Consider the following 21,619-nt stretch of genomic DNA (forward strand, 5'->3'; position numbering starts at 1 on the left):
TCTAAGTTGAAATGAAACGAACTACTTAAAATTCTGAGGTAATTGATACGGAAAGTCAAGTTATAACAAAGAAAAACCATCCTAGAAAGGGATGGTTTCTGTTTATCTAGTTACTTTTCTGCAGCCATGCTTGCAAAACAGTTAAATCCGCAGGCAGAGGAGCATGAAACTCCGTCCATTCCCTTGTTCCTGGATGCACAAAACCCAGTTTATATGCATGCAAAGCCTGGCGACCCAGCCGTTCACTGGCTTCTACTGCTGATAAACTCTGCTCAAACTCTGGAAGTGTGTACATTTTATCTCCAAGCAGCGGATGACCCAAATGGCGCATATGCACACGAATTTGATGTGTCCGACCGGTTTCAAGCCATATCCGAACTAAAGCGGCATGCGCGAACTGTTCCACGACCTCATAATGAGTTACTGCCGAATATCCGTCAGGGGTAACGATACGAACATGCGGCTGTTCAGGATCGCGATCAATGGGTTCATTGATCGTTCCGCTTTTTGCTGTGATGACGCCCCACACAAAGGCTAGGTATTCTTTTTTCACCTGATGCTGAATCATCTGCTCTGATATTTGCTGGTGCACATAGGGCGTTTTTGCAATAGCAAGTACACCTGACGTTTCTTGGTCAAGCCTATGCACGGGACGGAAACGGCACGTAATACCCGCTTGCTGCCAGTGATACACAACGCCATTAGCGATCGTATTCAAATAATGCCCATGCGTCGGATGTACGATGATACCGGCATCCTTGGCTAGTATCAACAGATGCTCATCTTCATGCAGAATGTGCAGCGGAAGATCCTGAGGCAAGATATCCTCGGATTGCTCTTCTTCCATACGAATCTCTACACGATCGCCGGCCTTCACCTTAATGTTGATGTATTGTCTAACCCCATTCACCGTTATGCCCTGCTCGGTTAGTTTAATCCGGGATAGCAGTTTGCGAGAGACCATCAATCTTTTTTGCAGCACCGTCTTAAGTATAAAGCCCTCTTCCTCCGGCGGTACGATGTATACTAACGGTTCATAATAACTCATGATTTACGTCTAAACACCTCAGCGCTGCGCACATATTCCACATCCGTAATACCTTCACGGTGATTCGCAGTGCGGGCAATCGTGAAGAATAAATCGGACAGTCGGTTCAAGTATCTGCGCACTTCTGGATTAATCGCCTGTGTTCGCGCAAGCGTTACCACCCGGCGTTCTGCTCTACGACATACGGTACGGCAAACATGAAGTGTGGATGAAACAGTACCTCCGCCCGGCAAAATGAATCGTGTAATGTCCGGTGTTTCGGCATCGTATTTATCAATCCAAGTCTCCAGCATATCGACCATTTCCGCTGTTACTTTATAAGGGCGCAGCTCTTGCTTCAAGAGCGCAAGATCTGAACCGCAATCAAACAATTCATGCTGCACCTGCAGCAAATCCGGGAGTAAATCGGGGTACTTCGCAGGATCCATAAAGCTCATCGCCTGACCCACATAACAATTCAGTTCATCCGTTGTGCCATAAGCCTCAACACGATCATCATCTTTATCGACACGACCACCAATTACGCCTGTTTGCCCCGCATCTCCAGTTCGAGTATAAATTTTCATTTTTAAGCATCCTCCCTTTTCCAAGGCTTTGATAACTCCATCATCTCATAAACTCGATTCATATCCAAGTGACATCTAACGTGGTCAGCCAATCTATCGAAAGCAGCTTCTCGACGTTCTTTAAAACGAAGGCCATCCTCAATAAGAGATAATCCTTTATGCATGCGAATACGATTTAACCAGGCTCTGCGGAAGTCATCATTATGCAAAATCCCGTGTAAATACGTCCCCCAAACACGCCCATGATCCGAAGCTGCCCCGTCCCCGTGCAGAACGTTGTCAGAGCTTTCATCATCCAGGCTGGTAAGCGCCTTAATCTGGAAAGGCGTTACCATTTCTTGCAAATAACGCGTCCGCCCCATGTGGATTTCATAGCCATCAATGACAATCTCAGAATTATTTTCAGCAAAAAGTGTGCTGCTTCCCTGAACTTGAACGGTCCGTTTTTCGGAAGTAAAGATAGTCTCCGTTGGTAAAAGCCCTAGTCCCTCTAGCTCAGGATGATCTGATTCGTAGCCGTTTGGATCAAGCAGCTTGGCGCCTAACATCTGGTAGCCTGCACAAATACCGGCAACCCAACCATTCTCTGTTTGCGCGAAAACCTTCACCCGTTCTGCCAAACCAGATTCGTTCAAATACCGTAAATCGTCCATGGTATTCTTGCTGCCTGGGAGCAAAACGACATCAGGCTCCCCCCACTCGGAGAGGTGTGTAATATAGCGGAAATGGACATCTTTCTCCTCTTGCAGAGGATCGAAATCCGTAAAATTAGAGAGGCGTGGCAAGCGAATGACCGCGATATCCAGCTGATCTGCCCGTTTCCCTTGTGAGCTTTCATTCCGCTTATTCTGCATGCGCTTGGAATCTAGTGAAGCTGAGTCCTCATCCTCAATGCCTAACTGAGGCAGAAAAGGAATGACCCCAAGAACAGGTTTCCCCGTCTTCTCTTCTAGCCAATCCAAGCCCGGTTTCAGTAGACTAACATCTCCACGAAACTTATTAATAATAAAGCCTTTAACCCGGTCTCTTTCCTCCGGAGTCAAGATCTCCAGTGTCCCTACAATTGAGGCAAATACGCCTCCACGATCAATATCAGCAACGAGAAGCACAGGGGCGTCCGCCCAACCTGCTAGCCGCATATTTACAATATCGCGATCCTTCAGATTAACCTCAGCTGGACTTCCCGCCCCCTCTAGCACCACAACATCATATTGACTTCGCAGTCGGATTAAAGCTTCCTTCACAATGACTTCAGCCTGTGGCAAATAGGTCTCTCTATACGTCCTTGCATCTAGATCAGAGTATGGCTTCCCGTGAACAACAACCTGAGCAACCATGTCTTGCTTCGGCTTAAGCAGGATCGGATTCATATCCGTTGTGGCTAAAATACGACAGGCATCCGCCTGCACACCTTGTGCTCGGCCAATCTCTTTGCCATCAAAAGTAACATAAGAATTAAGGGACATATTTTGCGACTTAAATGGCGCCGTTTGCCAGCCGTCTTGAACTAGAATGCGGCACAGTGCGGCCGTTAAAATGCTTTTACCCACATCGGAAGCTGTGCCCTGGACCATTAATGTTGCAGCTTGCACAGTCTTATTCGTCATCAGCTTGCCCCCGGTTCTGCATGAATTCTGCCATCATGTGACGTAACCTAGCTATTAACCGTTCATTGTCTTCGCGAAGACGTATCGCAACCCGGCAATAGTGTTTATTGAGACCTTCAAAAAGGGAAGCATCTCGGATCAATATCCCTTGATGTCCCAAATGCTTCTGCGCCATCTTCACATCGATGCCCATCCGCTCAGGAAACGAAAAAAGCAAAAAATTCACATCACTAGGCACGACCTCAAGACCCAATTGCTGAAGCTGCTGGCTAAGCCATGGCTTCTCTTCCTCCAGCCACTGCCAGCTAGACTGCTCAAAATCCAAATCATCAAGCACGGCTGTTCCGATACGCTGCGCTAAATAGTTTACGCTCCACTGCACCTGAAGATGTTGGATTTGCCGAATACTATCGGGATGAGCCACCATGAAGCCTAAGCGTATACCCGGGATAGAATAAAATTTCGTCATCGATCGGATGACGACAAGCTGCTGACTGGTGGAAGCGAGTTTGAGTAAAGAGTGCTCATGCTCATTCGGTACAAAATCCATGAAGGCCTCATCAAGCACCAATCTACGGTTACTCTGCATAAGCATGTCCAACACTTGACGAGGAACCAGCTTCCCTGTTGGATTATTCGGATGTCCTAGAAAGAACAAGTCCACATCCGGATAGGCGGCTTCAATATCTTGCTTCTGCAAGTCAAAATAGTGCATTGGCGTAAGAGGGATGTTGTAAATACCGCCACCTGATTTATGAACCGCTTCCTCATATTCACTAAAAGAAGGCCTCGCTATTCCGGTAACAGTAGGCTTTAACACTCGCGCGGTCAGATCGATCAGTTCCGCTGCCCCGTTGCCAACCAGAATGCTTTCCACGCCGATATCATACTTCAATGATAGCTTGTTTCTCAGCTCACGCACGGCGGGGTCGGGATATTTGACCATATCGCGCCACCCGTCTCTGAGAATATGCTTAACAACCGAAGGAGGACCTAACGGATTCATATTCGAGCTGAAATCCAAGAATTGCTCCTTCGGACGGCCAAAGGCTTCTTCTGCCGTCCAGAGGTCGCCTCCATGCCCATAGCGTTCTAGCATGATATTCACTCCTTTCTCTGTGTTATAAATATTTGGAGATGCGATTATCTTAGATCCGTTGGAGACTGATTTCCCGATTGATGCTTGCCGGATGAATGAATCCTATTCTCGGGTGAATGATGTTGTAAAAAGTGCAACAATTGCGGCCTAGATCGCGCCATTCTCCCTTCATTGTTGCATGTTGTACAACAATTTGGCCCAATTCAGGCCATTTCGCAACAAATGGGGGAGAAATGTTGTACAAACTGCAACTTCAACATGCAAAATAGCCTTCAGGCGTGTGAATTGTTGTAGAAATTACAACATTGGTAACTACTGTAGCCCCTTTAACCTCATGAAACTGCTGATTTATCCCCAGGCATTTTTCTTATTCGGGATGTAACAAACTTACATGTGGTAAGCAGTGAAAATGGTAATGCCCAACAAAAGTAGTGTTTCGAGGAGTTCATTCAAGGCACCATATGTATCTCCAGTTAAACCGCCTAATTTACGGCTTATATACGTGGCCACAATCCAGCCTGTTAGAATCGTGCTTGTTGCAAAGCTAAAAGTGATAGTTAAACCATTGGTGAAGGAGAACAATGAAACGCTAGAGCCAGCTTGCCACATGGAAAAAATTTCAATAAAAAGCGTAGTTGTAAAAAGGGCTACTAATCCAGACAAAGTCACATGCCATATGGTAACTCCGCGAAAAAAACTCCCTAATCCTGAGTCTCGCCGGGCATAGGGCCAACCATGAATAGCTGCAACCATAAACCAACGGCTCCAGATGGGAACGATGGCAAGCAAGAAGTATCCACCGCCTATTCCACCAGTACCTAGCAAGGTGTAAAGAAGCGAAAATTTGAGAAGCAGGTGGAGAACACAAACGATGACCCCCATGGCTCCTACGCGACTGTCTTTCATGATTTCTAGCATTTGCTCACGGGGTCTGTGACTAAGGATACCATCAGCGGTATCCATTAACCCGTCTAGATGAAGGCCCCCTGTTAAGACGACCCAGAACCCAAGCAGCAGGACGGCTGCGGGCATCGCAGGCAGGATGAGGCTTAACCCCTCGCCTGCTAGGAGTAAAAGAAGACCGATGACGAAACCCGCTAGCGGATAGAATATCACGCTTCTTTGGAATACTCGGTCAGTATAGTCAATTTGCACAGGAATCGGCAAACGGGTTAAAAACTGAAAGGCTGCTATGCAAGCACGCAGCCAGTCTAGTAAAACAGTACGAGTAGTATGCACAGCAATCCTCCCATCACTACAAAGCTGACGCCGTAGAGCATCCTCACGCCGTAGACAATATCCTGCTGCGTCCGTGGACGCAGCGGCCAGCCCAGGCGGGCGCGCTCACTCGCAGCGCCGCCATAGACGTTCAGCCCGCCCAGCTCAATTCCGAGTGCCCCGGCTACCGCCGACTCCGGAATTCCGCTATTCGGGCTGGGGTGCAGGTGCGCGAAGCGGCGAATCGCTGCCGCTGCGCGCTTCGCCGAGAGGCCCGGCTGCAGCAGGGCGACGAGGATCAACAGGAGGCCGGTCAGCCGAGCCGGGATCCAGTTCATAACGTCGTCCCAGCGAGCCGACGCCCAGCCGAAATGACGGTATCTGTCATTTCGGTAGCCGACCATCGAATCCAGTGTATTCGATGCCCGGTACAACATCGCGAGCGGTGCTCCGCCGATCAGCGCATAGAACAAGGGCGCGATGACCGCGTCGACGATGTTCTCCGCCACGGTCTCCACGACCGCGCGCGTCAGTTCTTCCTCACCGAGCTCATCCGTATCGCGGCCTACGATGTAGCCCGTGTACTTACGAGCATCTGCGAGATTCCCTGTACGCAGCGGAATGTATACCAGATATGCGGCATCTTTTAATCCTTTTATAGCTATCGTTGTGGAAATGAACCACGTAGAAACCAAATATCCGAGCCACTCATGAATCGAGCGAGCAGTAAGAATGAGCAGCAGCATCACGCTAAAGCTAAGCACTACTGTAGAAACAGTAAGCACGACACCTTTCGTTCGCACCCATCCAGACGATATAACTGGCGTCTCTTTTCCTTTATGTAACTTGCCTTCTACCCACCGAATGAAGCGTCCAACGAGAATAACCGGATGTGTCGGCCACTTCGGATCACCAATCAGCCAATCCAGTACAATGGCAGCAGCCGTCATACTAACGATTTCCTGCCAAGAATATATCCACATAATGATCACCGTTCCATGCCTAAAGACTTATTGTTCCAGTCGATAAGCTCTGCTTTTTAACTCCATGGGTATGCCTACCGTGACAAGGAATACCTGCTCACATACCTCGGCTAAGCGTTGATTCATTCGTCCTGCCAAATCACGAAAATGGCGGCCAAGTGGATATTCCGGCACAATGCCGTCACCAACTTCATTCGTAACCAAGATGAGGTGTCCACGGTAAGAGGACACTGCTTCTACAAGCTCGTCAATTCGTTTCATTACCTGAGCAGAAGCACCTACTTCTCCTTCATGATGGAGTAACCAGTTGGACAGCCAAAGTGTTAAACAGTCGACCAAGACCACGGCATCCTCCCCGCTCTCCTGCAGCTGAAGCAGTAATTCCCTCAGTTGGAAAGGCTCCTCCCGAGTATCCCATGGATACCCCGAGGCAAGCCTCATCTGCTGATGCAGCTCAACCCGCTCCTTCATTTCCTCATCGTAGATGTGGGAAGTCGCGATATAAATCCCTCGCTCGCTGCCATGCATAGCGAGCTTCTCCGCGAAAGAACTCTTGCCGCTGCGCGCGCCGCCCGTAACCAAAACCGCCATGGCGCCTTCGCCTCCTTATCCATGCTTACTGCGTAAGATTGCCTTTTACCGGCATATCGCCAAGAGGCTAACCCCGAGACACGCCTGCGCTTTCGAATGTCGCCATTTCCTTCATGATCTTGCCTGCGGCATCGATCAAGTTAAAGGCAAGCACCGCGCCCGTTCCTTCGCCCAGGCGCATATCCATCTGCAGCATCGCTGCGAGGCCAACTGCTTCGAGCAGCTTCGCATGCCCCTGCTCCTGCGATAAGTGCGAGGCGAGCATGTAGGACGCGCTTAGCGGTGCTAATCGGCTCGCCACGAGTGCAGCTGCCGACGAAATAAAGCCGTCGACGACTACCGGACAGCGATTCTTCGCTGCGCCGAGAATCACACCAACAAGTCCGGCGATCTCCAATCCGCCGACCTTCATTAACACATCGAGCGCATACTCAGCGCTTGATCGATTCACCTCATCCACACGAAGCCCATTCACTTCCAGCGCCTTATTCACAACGGACACTTTATGCAACCATTTGCCATCATCAATGCCTGTTCCGCGGCCAACAGCAATGCTGGTATTCAAGCCCGTCAAAGCGCACAGAATCGCGGCGCTGGCCGTTGTATTGCCAATCCCCATCTCTCCCATAGCAAAGAGTCGGTAGCCCTTTTCCACCAACTCGTCCACAATTTCTACACCAGCTTGTATCGCTTGCACAGTCTCATCCAGCGTTAATGCCGCTTCTCGCGCCATATTGCGCGTCCCTTTTCTTACTTTGCGAGAAACGAGATCAGGATGCTCAAGGTCAGCATTTACCCCCATATCGACACAGAAAACTTCAGCACCAGCATGTCTGGCAAGAACGTTGACAGCAGCCCCACCATAAAGGAAGTTAAGCACCATTTGAGGCGTTACTTCCGCCGGAAATGCACTAATTCCTTCTTCACATACGCCGTGATCCCCGGCCATTACGATGACCGCTTTTTTATCAAAAATCGGCATCACTTCGCCCGTAATTCCGGCAACCTGACGCGCAATATCTTCCAGTTTCCCGAGGCTTCCCTGTGGTTTCGTCAACTGATTCAAATGCTCATTCGCTTGGTTCACTACCTCCTGATAAACAGGCCTAATGCTATCTATAATCTCTTGCATCCTATTCATGATTCTGTCCTCCGATAGCTCAACTATTTTCCTGGCTGTAATAAAATTTGCGGCGCATCGTTAACGGGGTGCTGTAGGACAATCGGTTCTGTTCCATATACTTCGCTGATTAATCCGCTAGTAATGATTTCATCAGGTGTTCCTATCGCTGCAAGTTCGCCATTATGTACAACCATTAATCTCGTGCAGTACTGCGCAGCCAAATTCAAGTCATGCAGGACAGCTACAACCGTCAACTCGGATTCTCGCTGCCATTCCTTGATGTAGTCCATCATCTGTACTTGATATCCGATATCCAAGAACGTTGTTGGTTCATCCAGCATAAGCAGCCGCGGCTGCTGCGCCATCACTTTAGCAAGAGCGACACGCTGTCGTTCACCGCCGCTGAGGCGCTCGATTGTTCGATCAATCAGCGGTTCCAAGTGCAGCTTCCGGACAATGCCATCAATTAAACCTTCCGCATCAGCCGACTCCTCACCAAGCCAATTCTGAAAAGGATATCGGCCCATTTCCACCACTTCACGGACTGTAAAGCCTACAGGAGGCAGCGCATCCTGCTGGAGGACAGCAAGCCATCTAGCTAGCTCTTTTCGTGAATAGGAGGATACTAGCCGGCCATCTAGGTCAACCTTTCCGTTTTTAACAGGATCAATCCCTGATACTAGACGGAGTAACGTCGACTTACCGCTGCCGTTTGGCCCAATAATGCCAAAAAATTCACCCTGCTTGATCTCAAAGCTGATGTTCTCCAGCACTTGCTGTTCCCTAAAGCTTTGGGAAAGGTGCTCCACTTTAATCATCTTGATCAACCTCTTAACGTTTTCTTATCCTTGTGGAGCAAATAAGCAAAAAATGGCGCGCCCAGAAATGCCGTGATAACCCCAAGTGGAATTTCGGTTGGACTCAGCAGGGTACGGGCAAGTGTATCTGCCCAGAGGACATAAATGCCGCCACCAATTGCGGACAATGGAATAATCAACCGATAATCCGGACCTACTAATAGTCGCACTAAATGTGGCACGATGAGCCCTACAAAACCGATTACACCAGCCACCGATACTGCAGCGGCAGTAAGGAATGTAGCCACAATAAGTACAATCAGCTTCGTACGCTCTACACTCACACCGAGATGTGATGCCTGACGCTCACCCAGAGCCAGTAAATTTAACGACCTCGCATAGCTAAGCAGCACGATAAAACCGATAATTAAATAGGGTGAAATGATATAGGTATACGACCAACCTCGCATGGCCAAGCTGCCCATTAGCCAGAAAATGATTTCATTTATGACTTGATTGGAAATAGACACCATAAAGGATACAATTGCCCCTAGAAATGCCTGCATGACCACGCCTGATAAAATAAGCGTCTCCATCTTCAGCTTCCCTTCGATCTGGGCCAGCTTTAGAACTAGAAATAAAGAAATAAGTCCGGTTACGAAGGCAACAATAGGGATCGACCATTGCCCAAACCACGCTACTTGCAGTCCAAAATAGATTAAAAATGCGGCTCCTACAGAAGCCCCCGAGGATACACCGAGTGCATAAGGATCCGCAAGCGGATTGCGCAGCACACCTTGAAAAGCTGCCCCTGCAATAGAGAGTGAGGCCCCTACAAGAATCCCCAGTAATACACGAGGAAATCGTACTTTATTAATGATTTGTTCCGACGACTGCGGCCAGGTGACATCGATGTGATCTCCCAGCCAAGGGATATGCTTGGCGAGAATACTGGCAATTTGCAGAACGGGGAGATTAGCGGTACCCAGCGACAAACTCGCCACAATAGAAAGAAGAAGGAGTATAACCCCTACTCCTCCCCATAGCATTAATTTTCTTTTCATTTTATTTCACCAGTTCGGGATAAATGCCTTTCGCCATTTCAAGCAGTCCATCGGTCATTCTTGGACCGGGACGACTGAGCATGTTCTGGTCGAGGCCAATCACCTGCTTGTTCTTCACGGCATCAATGGCATCCCAGCCGCTTCGCGTGCGGATAATTTCCTCTAGTGGTTTCTTGCTTTTAGTATCGACGACCCCATTGGCGAACAAAATTACACCTGGGTTTTGTTGAATGATTTTCTCTTCACTGATTTGATACCAGCCTTTTCCGTCTCCTGCGACGTTAATCCCGCCAGAAAGCTTGATCAATTCATCCATGTATTCGCCACTGCCCACTGTCCATCCCGGAGCAAATTCAATGTATACCTTTTTCTTGTTCTCTTGCTTGACGTCTTTCACTGCATTAACAACCTTTTGACGGTCCGCTTTCATCTTAGCAACCACTTTTTCCGCTTGCTCCTGATGATCTGTAATCAATCCGTAGGTTTGAATGTTAGCAATGGCATCATCCAAGGTTTTCGGCTCCACTTTAAACACGTTAATATTCAAAGTACGCAGCTTTTCTACCGTATCAGCTTTCATCGAAACCCCTGTGAATACGACATTCGCGTTAGCTGCAATAACTGCTTCTTGGTTAGGCTTCGTTATACTGCCAAGCTTCGGTTTTGTTTTAGCCGCTTCTGGATAATCATCAAAATCAGATACACCAACAATATTAGCCTCCAGCCCAATTGCAAAAAGAGCTTCAGTTTCCGCCGGGGACACGGATGCAATACGCTCAGGCGCTTTATCAAAGGTAAACTCCTTGCCCGTTGCATCCTTTATTTTCAAAGGATAGACCGTCTTTTTGGCTGCCGTTGATGGGGCCGTCGTTGCAGCAGGAGCTTTCGTCCCTTCCCCGCCAAGCTTAGACGGATTGGAAATTTCCGTTTCCTTTTTACCACAAGCTGCGAGACTAATTGCTGTTACTAGCGCTACTGTAAGAATAAATGCTTTTTTTACTGAATTCCTTTTCATCTAATAAACCCTCTCTCTGAACAATTATTTCGATTGACCCCAAGGATAAACGGCTGCGACGTCTCTCAGAGACGAGCGCGTTTGTCAAGGTTGATGTGGAGCAAAGTATAAAACTTATACTTTCTTATCAACTAACAAAAAAGCCCCTTTGTTCTCGAAGGAACAAAAGGGACGATAAATCGCGGTGCTCAGCAACCCTAAGGTTACTTCCTGATTTAACGCGATCCTTTTCCTCGAAGGATGTCGTAAACGGCACCATGGGCAGGTATCCTGACTCTCCCGGCAACTCAATGCCTGGATTACAGTGGCGGGACCGTGCCGGACTTTAACCGGCTTCCCTTTTAAGCGGCAATCTCTTCTTAATGAGCTTACCAGCACCTATGGCTGCATATTTTACTATCAATCTATTTGTCGATTATAGACTTCTTGTTACTTTTGTGCAATTACTTTGAGCACTTGCTTTGACTCATTCAACTTCGGAGCATTTTGAGGAATAAAAGCCACCAAGCCTTTTCCTTCAAAGCCTTGCTCTTTCATCCATTTGTTTCCTGTAAGAGGAATACCATAGAGATGCTTTTCAGCAGGCTTACCTTCTTCAGCGATTTGAATAACGCCATCCGGATAATCTTCCGGTTTGATCGTATCATCCAAAGAAACGAAACCCGCTTGATTACTTAGTGATTTGAATTGATCTTCGGCAAGTATGAAGATGCCGTTGCCTCCTGCAGCTAGCTCCACAATCATTTTTTCCAACGAAAATATAGGGGATGTATTGATTTTGACTGTAGGAACCTCGCCCACCTTGGACTTCAAGGAACTCTCCAGCTTGTCCCCCGCTTCACTTGGAAAACCATTAGAGCCCATCATAAATATAGAAACATCCGGCTTCGGCCCGCCGCAACCCGTAAGGAACACCATAAGTCCCATCATCATAACCAACAGCCATTTCACTTTCATGTTGTAAGCGTACCTCCGTTTGTTATCTGAATCCATCGATAGTCGCGAGAAAAGTCGGTTTTCACCGACTTTTTTTCCCATTATGCATATATTCATTTATTTTTTGGTCTAGGATTGTGCTTAATTCAACGACGGTATCAGATGTCATTTCTTCCCCATCAAAAACCATCTTTTCTAACCTTCGTCGCAGAGAATGAATCTCTTCTTCTAATAAGGTAAGGGAGTTTTGCTTCTTCGCACGCTTGGTCAACCAACTTTGTCCGAAATCCTGTTCACGAATTTGAAAATGTTTTTGATAGGTTGATAGTTGATATTCCATAAAAGCCATGCTCATCCCTCCTTACTACAAGAATACCAGTTTTCATCAATAATGAACATATTTATTTACGTTATTCTTTACAATTTTCTCATAAAATTTCCAATTCTCTCTAAAGCTTCATTTAGTTGAGAAACACTATAAGCATATGAACAACGTAAGAAGCCTTCTCCACCTAAACCAAACACATCTCCAGGCACAGCAGCAACCTTTGACTCAAATAATAGCCGCTGGGCAAACTCTTCTGAAGTTAATCCTGTAGCAACAATACTTGGAAATGCATAGAAAGCGCCTTGCGGCTCATGGCATTCTAGACCAATATCTCGGAACCCTTTTACAATTAGACGTCTGCGCTGGTTATAGGACTCGATCATCCGATCTTTTTCTTCCATGCCATTCGTCAACGCCTCGTGAGCAGCAACTTGACCCATGACAGGTGCGCACATCACGGTATATTGATGAATTTTGGTCATCGCCGAAATCAGTTCCTGGTGACCGCAGGCATATCCCATCCGCCAGCCTGTCATGGCAAAAGCTTTAGAGAAACCGCTAACCAAGATTGTCCGATCTTTCATACCAGGAATAGCCGCAAAGCTCACATGCTTCTGACCATAAGTCAGCTCTGCATATATCTCATCGGAAATGACAATAAGATCATTTTCTTCAATGACTTTGGCAATCGGCAGCCAATCCTCATAGGTCATAATACCGCCTGTTGGATTGCTAGGATAGCAGAGAATTAATATTTTAGAACGTGGCGTAATCGCGTCGCGAAGTGCTTTCTCAGTCAGCTTGAACTGGTCCTTCGCGAAGGTCTCGATCCCAACAGCTACACCGCCACTTATGCTCGTAATTGGGGAATACGAAATATAACAAGGTTCAGGTATAAGAATCTCGTCACCCGGCGTTATCAAAGCTCGGAGTGCTAAGTCAATCGCTTCACTGCCGCCTACCGTAACAAGAACCTCATTCGATGGCTCATATTTCACTTTAAACGACGTATGAAGGTAATCGGCAATCGCTTCACGAAGCTCAGGAATACCTGAGTTTGGCGTGTATTTCGTTCTACCGCGTTCCAAGGAATGCACAGCCGCTTCACGAACATGCCAAGGCGTTGAGAAATCCGGTTCCCCTACACCAAGAGAAATTATATCTTCCTTGCTGTTACTCACCAAATCAAAAAACTTCCGAATACCTGAAGGCTTCATTTCACGTACGGCAGGAGCGAGGTAGTCCTTCATCGATTTTCCCTTATTCTGCTGGATCGTTATCTCATCTTTGATCATGGCGTTCCCTCTTCTTTACGGCGAAACGAGCATTCGGTGATCATCTTCCTGATCCTCGAATATAATGCCGTCTTGTTTGTATTTTTTTAATATAAAATTCGTCTTTGTTGAAAGTACACGGTCAATCGGCGAAAGCTTGTTGGACACGAAAGAAGCGACTTGTTTGAGGGAACTGCCCTCAATTTCTACAAGCAAATCATAAGCGCCAGACATGAGATAAACCGATTTGACTTCTGGATATAAATAGATCCGTTCCGCGATAGCATCAAACCCGTGTCCGCGTTCCGGCGTAATTTGCACTTCAATTAGGGCGGTAACCTTTTCGTCATCCACTTTACTCCAGTTAACTACTGTCGCGTATTTGACGATGACCTTATCCGCTTCCATCTCGCTTATCGCTCGCGCCACCTCGGCCTCCGCCGTTCCTAGCATAGTGGCGATCAAGTCCGCACTCCTGCGGGCATCTTCCTTCAGTAGTTCGAGAATATTAAGCTTCAAAGCATCCATGGTTAAACCTACCTTTCTGAAATCTGATTCGTTCATCCTTTAATCTTACAATGAATTGCTGTCCTAATTCAATTACTGAGCTTGTTTTAGAGCGGAATATTTTTGTATAACCGAAATTTCCACCTCACAAATAAGAAAAAGGCCACCGGGACCTCCCGAGTAGCCTCTGCCTACAAGTAATTATCAGGATTGTCCGTGAACCAAACTAACCTTCGATTCGGCTTGCAGCAACTTGTTCATCATAGTTTCAATTTCACGATGCTCATACGTAGGACGCACATGGACATGATATTCTCCCGTCAAACAACCGATTCCGACAAGTTTATTCTCATCATAAACCGAGATAACATGCTCCGATTGGAAATCGTTCCAATTCACAATGGCTTGAGCTCCAAATGTTATGCATTCTTCTGTATATGTCTGTATAAATTCCTGGAATTGACCTTCTTCAGGAAACGCATTAATGTAGGCTAATTTCACTGTATTTCCACCTTTCACCCCAAACCTTCTTATACTTATAATTATACTCAAATATGAATTTTTATTCAATATTCTTTTATTATCTTTTTTTTAAGAAATAATGAAGAACGGCCCATCCGATCATTTGGATCCGGTGGGCCGCTCATATTTGCTAACTTATCCATGAATTTAATCATGTATTTAATCAAAAATGTCCATACTCAAATATCTTTCGCCCGTATCCGGTGCAATACAGAGCACTCTCTTGCCCACTCCTAGCTTACGAGCTACCTGCATACCTGTCCACACGGAGGCTCCGGCCGAAGGTCCCACAAGGATGCCTTCCTTGCTGGCCAGATCTTTCATGGTTCGAATTGCATCTTCGTCAGTCACCTGCACGATCTGATCGTATACGTTTGTGTTCAGAATAGCCGGTACGAAGCCTGGACTCGTACCAACGAGTTTATGCGGACCTGGACTTCCTCCAGACAGTACCGGTGAACCCTTCGGCTCCACCACATAAATCTGGATATCCGGCAGCTTTTCCCGGAGCACCTCGCCCGTTCCGGTGATCGTTCCGCCCGTGCCTGAAGTTGCTACGAAAGCATCCAGACGCCCGTCCATTTGCTCCAGAATTTCGGGAGCTGTTGTCGTCCGATGAATGCTCGGATTCGCTGGATTTTCGAACTGCTGCGGGATATAGCTGCCAGGTATCTGATCCCTCAGCTCCTTCGCTTTCTCAATCGCACCCGGCATCCGCAGCGCGGCGGGAGTGAGTACGACCTCTGCGCCATAGGCCTTGAGCAGATTAATCCGTTCTTTGGTCATATTGTCCGGCATGATTAGAATAGCCTTGTAGCCTCTAGCAGCTGCATTCATGGCAAGTCCAATGCCAGTATTACCGCTAGTCGGCTCAATAATCGTAGCGCCAGGACGAAGCAGTCCATCTTTCTCCGCCTGTTCGATTAAATTAAACGCAGCGCGGTCTTTTACACTGCCGCTTGGATTAAAGTATTCAAGCTTCACGTAGAGCTCCGCATCATTCGGACCTACCAATCGGTTAATCCGCACGGCCGGTGTATCACCAATCAGCTCTGTGATGCTATTCACCATTTTTTTATGTGTCAAGGGTTACCCCCTCCTCTTCCCAATAAAACAATCTATACCCACATTTTTATCGGGAAGCGTGAAAGATGTCAAGTTCTAATTACAGTTAACTGCTTCTTCATAAAGTACCAGCTGACCAGCGGAGAGCTGCCAATGATCAACAACAGTACGTTTATCACAAGAGGCGCCTTACTCCACGAAATGACACAAATGAATAAGAGCACCCCACACACACGCCCCACATTAAGGGAAAGCTCACGAAGTACAATGTACTCCTCCCGCTGCTTAGCGCTGGCTTCATTTGAACCAATAAGATCGAATACTGCCGATACCATAGGTACCGAATACATCGGAAAGAAGAGCGAAGCTCCTATGCCGAAGATAAGTAAAGTGCTATACCCCATTTTCCAGAAAAAAGGAATAATAACGGTTACGATCATAGCAGCGCCAATCAGCATACTGATCTTTCGAAAATGCGGCTTAATAAATCGTCCCGCCGCCCAGAAACTCACTAAAGATACCGCAGAAGTAATCAGTACGAAACTCCCTAAGCTAGCTTCACTTGATGTGGATATGTAGACGAGAAGTGCAATCATGAAACCAAAGACACCCTCTCGAACTCCTTGAAAAACCAAGGCTAAGCATACGCGCTTCCAGGGTGTTTCAGCTTGCCTAAGACAACGCAAGGGAAACAACCATTCGTAGGCACCTTGTACTTTCCTTTTTTTCAAGAAGAAACTGATAACCACACCTAGCAAAAAGATACCTAACGAGATGGAAAAGATTAATCGATACCCAGCTCCATCTCCCAGACTCACAATTAGTAAACCGGAGATCCATGGTGCTACTATTCCTGCGCCTGAGCCCAATAGCCCAATCCAGCCATTGAACCGATCTCGATTATCGGGGTCCGTCACTTCAAAATATACAACATTAAAAGCCACCCAGAATAAGCCAGCAGAAATTCCCTGGACCATACCTAACCAAACAAAATAGTGAAAGCTGTTTGCTCCAAGCCACAATACCAGCATATAAAAGCCCGCGGAAACTGCTACACCGAGCCGTAAGCAGTTCATTTTATTGTGTTCCTTCACCCATTTACCTGCCAACCAAAAGGTAAGCGCCATTGTCAAATGCGTCGTTAACGTAAACCAACCGATTAAAGCGTAGTCATTTTTGGCCTTCCACAAATACACTCCCACAAAAGTTCCTGACAAGGCATTTGCACTGCCAAATAACGTGTGAACGATCAGTAAAAGAATCGCCTGAGCATCTAGCCGACCTTTCTTCTGTGAACCCTTAACTTCTACGGCTCCACTTCCACGGTCTTCAAAATAATTGGTTTTAGTTGCTTCCTTTGCCCTACCTTGTTGAACAAAATGCTTACTCTGATCCTTTTGCATACTCCTCCTCACCTTTCCCCACAGATCGAAATAGTTCTTGTTAAGCTTCCCCAATCGAGTGAAAATATGAGGCAAGACATATAAAAAAACCGAATCCATAAGGGACTCGGTTCTACCGCTACTCCGATTTAATACGTTCAACCATGAGCAGTCGATCTGTATCAGATAAGATTTTCTCCACCTTAAAGCAAGACGGACATACAAAGACATTCGAAGTAAAGGGACCTGTTAGGAAAGCACTTCCTAACGTTTTGGGAATAACAGGCGTGAAAGAGGAGCCACTCGTGACCTCAGTACCTGCAAACAACAATAGTTCATGACAGCTCGAGCACTCAGGTGCCTCTTCTTGTTCGTCTGTTATATGCTGAACTTTTTCTCCGTATTTATCGAGAGGTTCATCCGAATCATCCCAAGCCAATGATAAATCTTCATCCGAATCGGCATATTCTTGTTCATCAAAGCGGAGCGGTTGACCTGTTTGTTTCACCTTTAAATCGATGCTCCTATAATCGTTCAGTTCATTAAAACAGTGCGGACATTCGTCCTCAGGTCCAATTTCCGGATCCCAAACGATCTCTGTTTGGCACCATGGACAAACTATTTCTTCATTGGTACTCATTACGTAATCCTCCAACCTAATGCATTCATGCATATTTCAATAAATAATAAACCCCTGCCGCCATAAATACAAACGCGATGGCAAACAAAGTGCCCCACAGGTATTTCATTGTTCAAGCCTCCAAGATTATGTATGGATCTAAGTTACACAAGCTCCGACCACGTAGGAAAGGGAGACAGACAGCGTCAAGGACAAGAAACCTACAGCGCGATTATCTTTCTTGATTTCCTCATCGATTTTGAAATAAGGCGTCAAGAATTCAAAAATGAAGTAGGCAGCCAGCAAAAGCAAGAATCCGTACCCTGCCCAGATGAGGGAATGAATCATCGTGTCATTGTTTAGGATAGCGAACCGGAACAGATTACAAATCCCAAAAATCTTCCCACCTGTAGCCATCGCTACAGATAAGTTGCCTTTTTTGATCTCTGCCCAGTCATCATATTTGGTGACCATTTCAAAAATCGTTAGAAATACAACTAACGCGATCACAGCAACTGCAAAAAAGGCAAGCGTCGATAAATACGGGTTACTTAGCAATACATCCACCTCTTCGTTCATATCGTCTCCTGCCTTCCTTCGCGAAAGATAGAAGAGACTGAGTTTGACTCAGTCTCTCGCAGGTACTATTAGTATAACATTAGGATTGTTTTTTTTCAGCAAGCTTTGCTCTCATAGCTGCTAATTCGTCATCAATTCCGCTGCTGCTTGCGCCAAGTCCGTCAAGCTCATCATCTAAGCTGCGGTTTTTAGCACGGATTTCACCGCTTGCTTGCGCTTCAGCTTCCATTTGAAGCACTTTCTCGCTCATACGGTCAAAACCTTTAGCTGCATTGTCTGTACCAAAACCAGACATCGCTTGATTGATTTGTTTTTGAGCTTTTGCTGTTTCAGCACGAGCAATCAACAAATCCTTCTTGTTCTTCATTTTGTTGAACTCGTCTTTCATTTCCGTCAATTGGCTGCGAAGTTGATCAGCATTCGTTTTCGCAAGATCATATTGGCGTTTCAATTCATCATAACGTCCTTGGTGCTCTTTCTTGTCTTCCAAAGCGCGGCGAGCCAGGTCTTCATTGCCTGATTCAAGGGCTTTCATAGCTTGCTCAGTACGTTTCGTAACCATCTCTTCGGATTCTTCAAACTGAAGCTTGAATTTCTTCTCAATTGCGATCTGCTTAGCTACTGCAGACTCAGCCTCCATGATATCTTCTTCCATGTCACGCAGAAACTGATTTAACATCTTAATAGGATCTTCTGCTTTGTCCAGCAAGTCATTAACCGAAGCCATTGTCATATCACGAAGTCTTTTAAAAATTCCCATTTTTGAATTCCTCCTAAGGTTTATAAACATGTATTTTAAAATTTGGGTATTGCGAATGCTAATTTTTTAATCACCGGTGCTTACACATATTACATACGCAGTCCCATAGAATGAGTTTCAAAAAGATGAAAAAATTTAAAAGTTATTTCAGTTCAACGATTGTAACTCCTGCTCCGCCTTCATTGTAATTCCCCATGCGGTAACTCTTCACATGCTTATGACGGCGCAAATATTCCTGCATTCCAGTACGGAGCACACCTGTTCCTTTACCGTGAATTAAATATACTTGACCCAGGTTGCCCAAGAAAGATTCATCCAGGAATCGATCAGCCTCTATCAGGGCGTCCTCCATGTTGAGACCGCGCATATCCAGTTCCATCCGAATGTTATCATCTCGGGTTCTTTTAACGGTTGTAGCCACCTGATGAGCTGGCTTTTTCTGAGCCGTGCTGCCGATCTTTTCGAGATTCGACAACTCGACTTTCATTTTCATAATTCCCAACTGCACCGTTGCTTCTGTGGCGCTAACAATCTCTACGACGTGACCCTTCTGACCCAGGGTCACGACACGCACTTCATCCCCGGCCTCGATTCTCTCTGGCCGCTTCTTCGCCGCGCGAACCTGCTTCTCGCGCAGTTCAGGCGCCGCCTGATCAAGGCGGCGCTTCGCTTCTACCAACCGGTGATCCTTGACTCCACCGGCTTCCTCCTGCGCCATGCGCCGCAGCTCGGCGATGATTTCATCTGCCTCGCGACGTGCCTTGGCGACAGCCTCACGCGCGTCGCGCTCGGCCTTCTCGAGCAGCTTATCGCGCTGCTCGTCGAACTTGGCCTGCTGAGCCTCTAACGTTAGGCGCATCTCTTCCGCCTCTCGTCGCATCCTCTCAGCGCTTTCGCGCTCAGCTTCCGCAATCAGGCGGTTTTCTTCAAGCGACGCGATCATTGATTCGACTCGCTTATCCTCCTCGCCAACCTGCGTACGTGCATGCTCAATAATGCGCTTTGATAAGCCCAGACGCTCTGCAATCGCAAACGCATTACTTCGACCAGGAACACCTACAAGCAAGCGGTAAGTCGGACTTAACGTTTGTATATCAAATTCCATGCTTGCGTTAATGGTGCCTTGCTTTTGGTAAGCATAAGCCTTTAACTCCGAATAGTGCGTTGTTGCAATGATTCGACAACCAATTTGATGAATATAATCCAAAATGGAGATCGCTAAAGCCGAACCTTCAGCAGGATCAGTACCTGCTCCAAGTTCATCAAGTAAAACCAAACTTTTTGGTGTCATATCCCTCAAAATGCTGATGATATTCGTCATATGACTCGAAAAAGTACTTAAATTCTGCTCAATGCTCTGCTCATCGCCAATATCCGCATAAATGGCATCGAACACACACAACTGACTGCCTTCCTCAGCTGGTACAAACAACCCTGACATCGCCATTAAGCTAAGGAGTCCCACTGTTTTGAGGGAAACTGTTTTACCACCTGTATTAGGCCCGGTCACAATGATTTGTGAGAAATCATTGCCCAACTCCAAATCAAGCGGCACAACGGAATCAGCCGCGATAAGCGGATGCCGGCCTCGCTTTATTTTAATGAAGCCTCGATCATTTAATCTAGGCATTGTAGCTTTCAGTTCTCTTGCTAAACCAGCTTTAGCAAAAGTAAAATCAAGCTCAGCCAATTGATCCACATCCAGCACAAGCAAATCCACTTGTTCGGCAACCAGCTCAGTGAGTGCGCGTAAAATCTTCTCAATCTCAACTTCTTCCTTAAACTTTAATTCACGAATTTTGTTATTTAATTGAACAATAGCATCTGGCTCAATATATAGCGTCGCACCTGATGCTGACTGATCGTGAATCATTCCGCCAAAGCTGGATCGATACTCCGATTTAACGGGAATCACAAAACGGTCATTACGAATAGTGATCAATACGTCCTGTAACATTTTCTGAACAGATGAATTGCGAAGCATTTGCTCTAACCTCTCGCGGACTCTTCCTTCACCTGTGCGTAGTTCGCTTCGCACACGCCCCAGTTCAGGGCTCGCACCGTCAACAACAACAGCATTCTCATCTATACAGCTATTAATTTTATCTTCTAATTGCTTATTTTCTGTGAGTAATTCAACCTGCTCTTTGAGCATTGGAATTGCGTATTCCTCATGAACCGCAAGAACAAATCGCTTTAACCTGCGCGTACCGAACATCGTCGTCGAAATATCGAGCAGCTCCGTAGGGTTTAACATCCCACCAATTCTAACCCGGTGCAAGGAAGATCTAATATCACGAATCCCACCAAAAGGGGCATTCCCTTTCAATCGTTCTACATTAACAGCCTCATCAGTTGCTTGCAGCCGAAGCTTGACGAGTTCAAAATCACCTTTAGGCTCAAGCTTTTCCACGGCATCCTTACCAAGCGAAGTTGACGCATGATGAGCAAGTTTATGTAAAATCTTCTGATAATCTAATGTTTTAATTATTTTCTTATTCAACTATCCCAACCTCATTTCTCTAACCTATATTAT

At 46.5% G+C, this 21,619-nt stretch carries 22 protein-coding genes and 1 riboswitch; all 22 genes read right to left on the reverse strand.

Features of this window, described 5'->3' with window-relative positions; all coding sequences use genetic code 11:
- Nucleotides 1-106: 106 nt before the first annotated feature.
- Nucleotides 107-1,048, reverse strand: coding sequence for an RluA family pseudouridine synthase (locus tag GC102_RS18050; RefSeq protein WP_171690774.1), 942 nt, complete (start codon nucleotides 1,046-1,048; stop codon nucleotides 107-109).
- Nucleotides 1,045-1,614 carry a cob(I)yrinic acid a,c-diamide adenosyltransferase gene (locus GC102_RS18055; protein ID WP_171646524.1) on the reverse strand — a complete coding sequence of 190 codons (570 nt, stop codon included), beginning with the start codon at nucleotides 1,612-1,614 and terminating at the stop codon, nucleotides 1,045-1,047. The genes GC102_RS18050 and GC102_RS18055 overlap by 4 nt, the downstream gene beginning before the upstream one ends.
- A gap of 2 nt (nucleotides 1,615-1,616) precedes the next feature.
- Nucleotides 1,617-3,221: a cobyric acid synthase gene (locus GC102_RS18060; protein WP_171690775.1), complete on the reverse strand. Its 1,605-nt coding sequence runs from the start codon at nucleotides 3,219-3,221 to the stop codon at nucleotides 1,617-1,619.
- Nucleotides 3,211-4,320 (reverse strand): threonine-phosphate decarboxylase CobD, encoded by a 1,110-nt coding sequence (gene cobD / locus GC102_RS18065; RefSeq protein ID WP_171690776.1) that lies wholly within the window; start codon nucleotides 4,318-4,320, stop codon nucleotides 3,211-3,213. Before cobD ends, GC102_RS18060 begins: the two co-directional genes overlap by 11 nt.
- Before the next feature lie 387 nt (nucleotides 4,321-4,707).
- Nucleotides 4,708-5,559, reverse strand: a complete 852-nt coding sequence (cobS, locus tag GC102_RS18070) for an adenosylcobinamide-GDP ribazoletransferase (RefSeq protein ID WP_171690777.1) — start codon at nucleotides 5,557-5,559, stop codon at nucleotides 4,708-4,710.
- Nucleotides 5,532-6,521, reverse strand: a complete 990-nt coding sequence (cbiB, locus tag GC102_RS18075) for an adenosylcobinamide-phosphate synthase CbiB (protein WP_171690778.1) — start codon at nucleotides 6,519-6,521, stop codon at nucleotides 5,532-5,534. The genes cobS and cbiB overlap by 28 nt, the downstream gene beginning before the upstream one ends.
- Nucleotides 6,522-6,548: 27 nt before the next feature.
- On the reverse strand, nucleotides 6,549-7,112 hold the full coding sequence (gene cobU / locus GC102_RS18080; protein ID WP_171690779.1) for a bifunctional adenosylcobinamide kinase/adenosylcobinamide-phosphate guanylyltransferase: 564 nt from the start codon (nucleotides 7,110-7,112) through the stop codon (nucleotides 6,549-6,551).
- A 67-nt stretch (nucleotides 7,113-7,179) separates the two neighbouring features.
- The gene (gene cobT, locus GC102_RS18085; protein WP_171690780.1) at nucleotides 7,180-8,253 is read right to left on the reverse strand and encodes a nicotinate-nucleotide--dimethylbenzimidazole phosphoribosyltransferase; all 1,074 of its coding nucleotides are present in this window, start codon (nucleotides 8,251-8,253) and stop codon (nucleotides 7,180-7,182) included.
- A gap of 23 nt (nucleotides 8,254-8,276) precedes the next feature.
- Complete coding sequence (locus GC102_RS18090; protein WP_171690781.1) at nucleotides 8,277-9,053, reverse strand: ABC transporter ATP-binding protein; 777 nt, start codon at nucleotides 9,051-9,053, stop codon at nucleotides 8,277-8,279.
- A 5-nt stretch (nucleotides 9,054-9,058) separates the two neighbouring features.
- Nucleotides 9,059-10,096: a FecCD family ABC transporter permease gene (locus GC102_RS18095; RefSeq protein ID WP_171690782.1), complete on the reverse strand. Its 1,038-nt coding sequence runs from the start codon at nucleotides 10,094-10,096 to the stop codon at nucleotides 9,059-9,061.
- 1 nt (nucleotide 10,097) lies between these two features.
- Nucleotides 10,098-11,111, reverse strand: a complete 1,014-nt coding sequence (locus tag GC102_RS18100) for an ABC transporter substrate-binding protein (protein ID WP_171690783.1) — start codon at nucleotides 11,109-11,111, stop codon at nucleotides 10,098-10,100.
- A gap of 243 nt (nucleotides 11,112-11,354) precedes the next feature.
- A riboswitch (cobalamin riboswitch) is annotated at nucleotides 11,355-11,508 on the reverse strand.
- Nucleotides 11,509-11,540: 32 nt separating this feature from the next.
- Nucleotides 11,541-12,068: a hypothetical protein gene (locus GC102_RS18105; protein WP_171690784.1), complete on the reverse strand. Its 528-nt coding sequence runs from the start codon at nucleotides 12,066-12,068 to the stop codon at nucleotides 11,541-11,543.
- A 61-nt stretch (nucleotides 12,069-12,129) separates the two neighbouring features.
- Nucleotides 12,130-12,396, reverse strand: coding sequence for an aspartyl-phosphate phosphatase Spo0E family protein (locus GC102_RS18110; protein WP_171690785.1), 267 nt, complete (start codon nucleotides 12,394-12,396; stop codon nucleotides 12,130-12,132).
- A 68-nt stretch (nucleotides 12,397-12,464) separates the two neighbouring features.
- Nucleotides 12,465-13,670, reverse strand: coding sequence for an aminotransferase class I/II-fold pyridoxal phosphate-dependent enzyme (locus tag GC102_RS18115; RefSeq protein WP_171690786.1), 1,206 nt, complete (start codon nucleotides 13,668-13,670; stop codon nucleotides 12,465-12,467).
- 15 nt (nucleotides 13,671-13,685) lie between these two features.
- The gene (locus tag GC102_RS18120; RefSeq protein ID WP_171690787.1) at nucleotides 13,686-14,177 is read right to left on the reverse strand and encodes an Lrp/AsnC family transcriptional regulator; all 492 of its coding nucleotides are present in this window, start codon (nucleotides 14,175-14,177) and stop codon (nucleotides 13,686-13,688) included.
- 183 nt (nucleotides 14,178-14,360) lie between these two features.
- The gene (locus GC102_RS18125; protein ID WP_171690788.1) at nucleotides 14,361-14,657 is read right to left on the reverse strand and encodes a hypothetical protein; all 297 of its coding nucleotides are present in this window, start codon (nucleotides 14,655-14,657) and stop codon (nucleotides 14,361-14,363) included.
- 180 nt (nucleotides 14,658-14,837) lie between these two features.
- Nucleotides 14,838-15,749, reverse strand: coding sequence for a cysteine synthase A (gene cysK / locus GC102_RS18130; protein WP_171690874.1), 912 nt, complete (start codon nucleotides 15,747-15,749; stop codon nucleotides 14,838-14,840).
- 83 nt (nucleotides 15,750-15,832) lie between these two features.
- Nucleotides 15,833-17,146: an MFS transporter gene (locus GC102_RS18135; RefSeq protein WP_171690789.1), complete on the reverse strand. Its 1,314-nt coding sequence runs from the start codon at nucleotides 17,144-17,146 to the stop codon at nucleotides 15,833-15,835.
- Between the two features lie 118 nt (nucleotides 17,147-17,264).
- Nucleotides 17,265-17,765 (reverse strand): hypothetical protein, encoded by a 501-nt coding sequence (locus GC102_RS18140; protein ID WP_171646511.1) that lies wholly within the window; start codon nucleotides 17,763-17,765, stop codon nucleotides 17,265-17,267.
- A 138-nt stretch (nucleotides 17,766-17,903) separates the two neighbouring features.
- Complete coding sequence (locus tag GC102_RS18145) at nucleotides 17,904-18,323, reverse strand: DUF350 domain-containing protein (protein ID WP_057304794.1); 420 nt, start codon at nucleotides 18,321-18,323, stop codon at nucleotides 17,904-17,906.
- Nucleotides 18,324-18,402: 79 nt separating this feature from the next.
- On the reverse strand, nucleotides 18,403-19,083 hold the full coding sequence (locus GC102_RS18150; RefSeq protein WP_171646510.1) for a PspA/IM30 family protein: 681 nt from the start codon (nucleotides 19,081-19,083) through the stop codon (nucleotides 18,403-18,405).
- A 142-nt stretch (nucleotides 19,084-19,225) separates the two neighbouring features.
- A complete protein-coding gene (locus tag GC102_RS18155) occupies nucleotides 19,226-21,586 on the reverse strand; it encodes an endonuclease MutS2 (protein ID WP_171690790.1) in 2,361 nt (786 codons plus the stop codon).
- Between the last annotated feature and the right edge of the window lie 33 nt (nucleotides 21,587-21,619).

This window comes from Paenibacillus germinis, assembly GCF_013141785.1.
Lineage (GTDB): Bacteria > Bacillota > Bacilli > Paenibacillales > NBRC-103111 > Paenibacillus_E > Paenibacillus_E phytorum.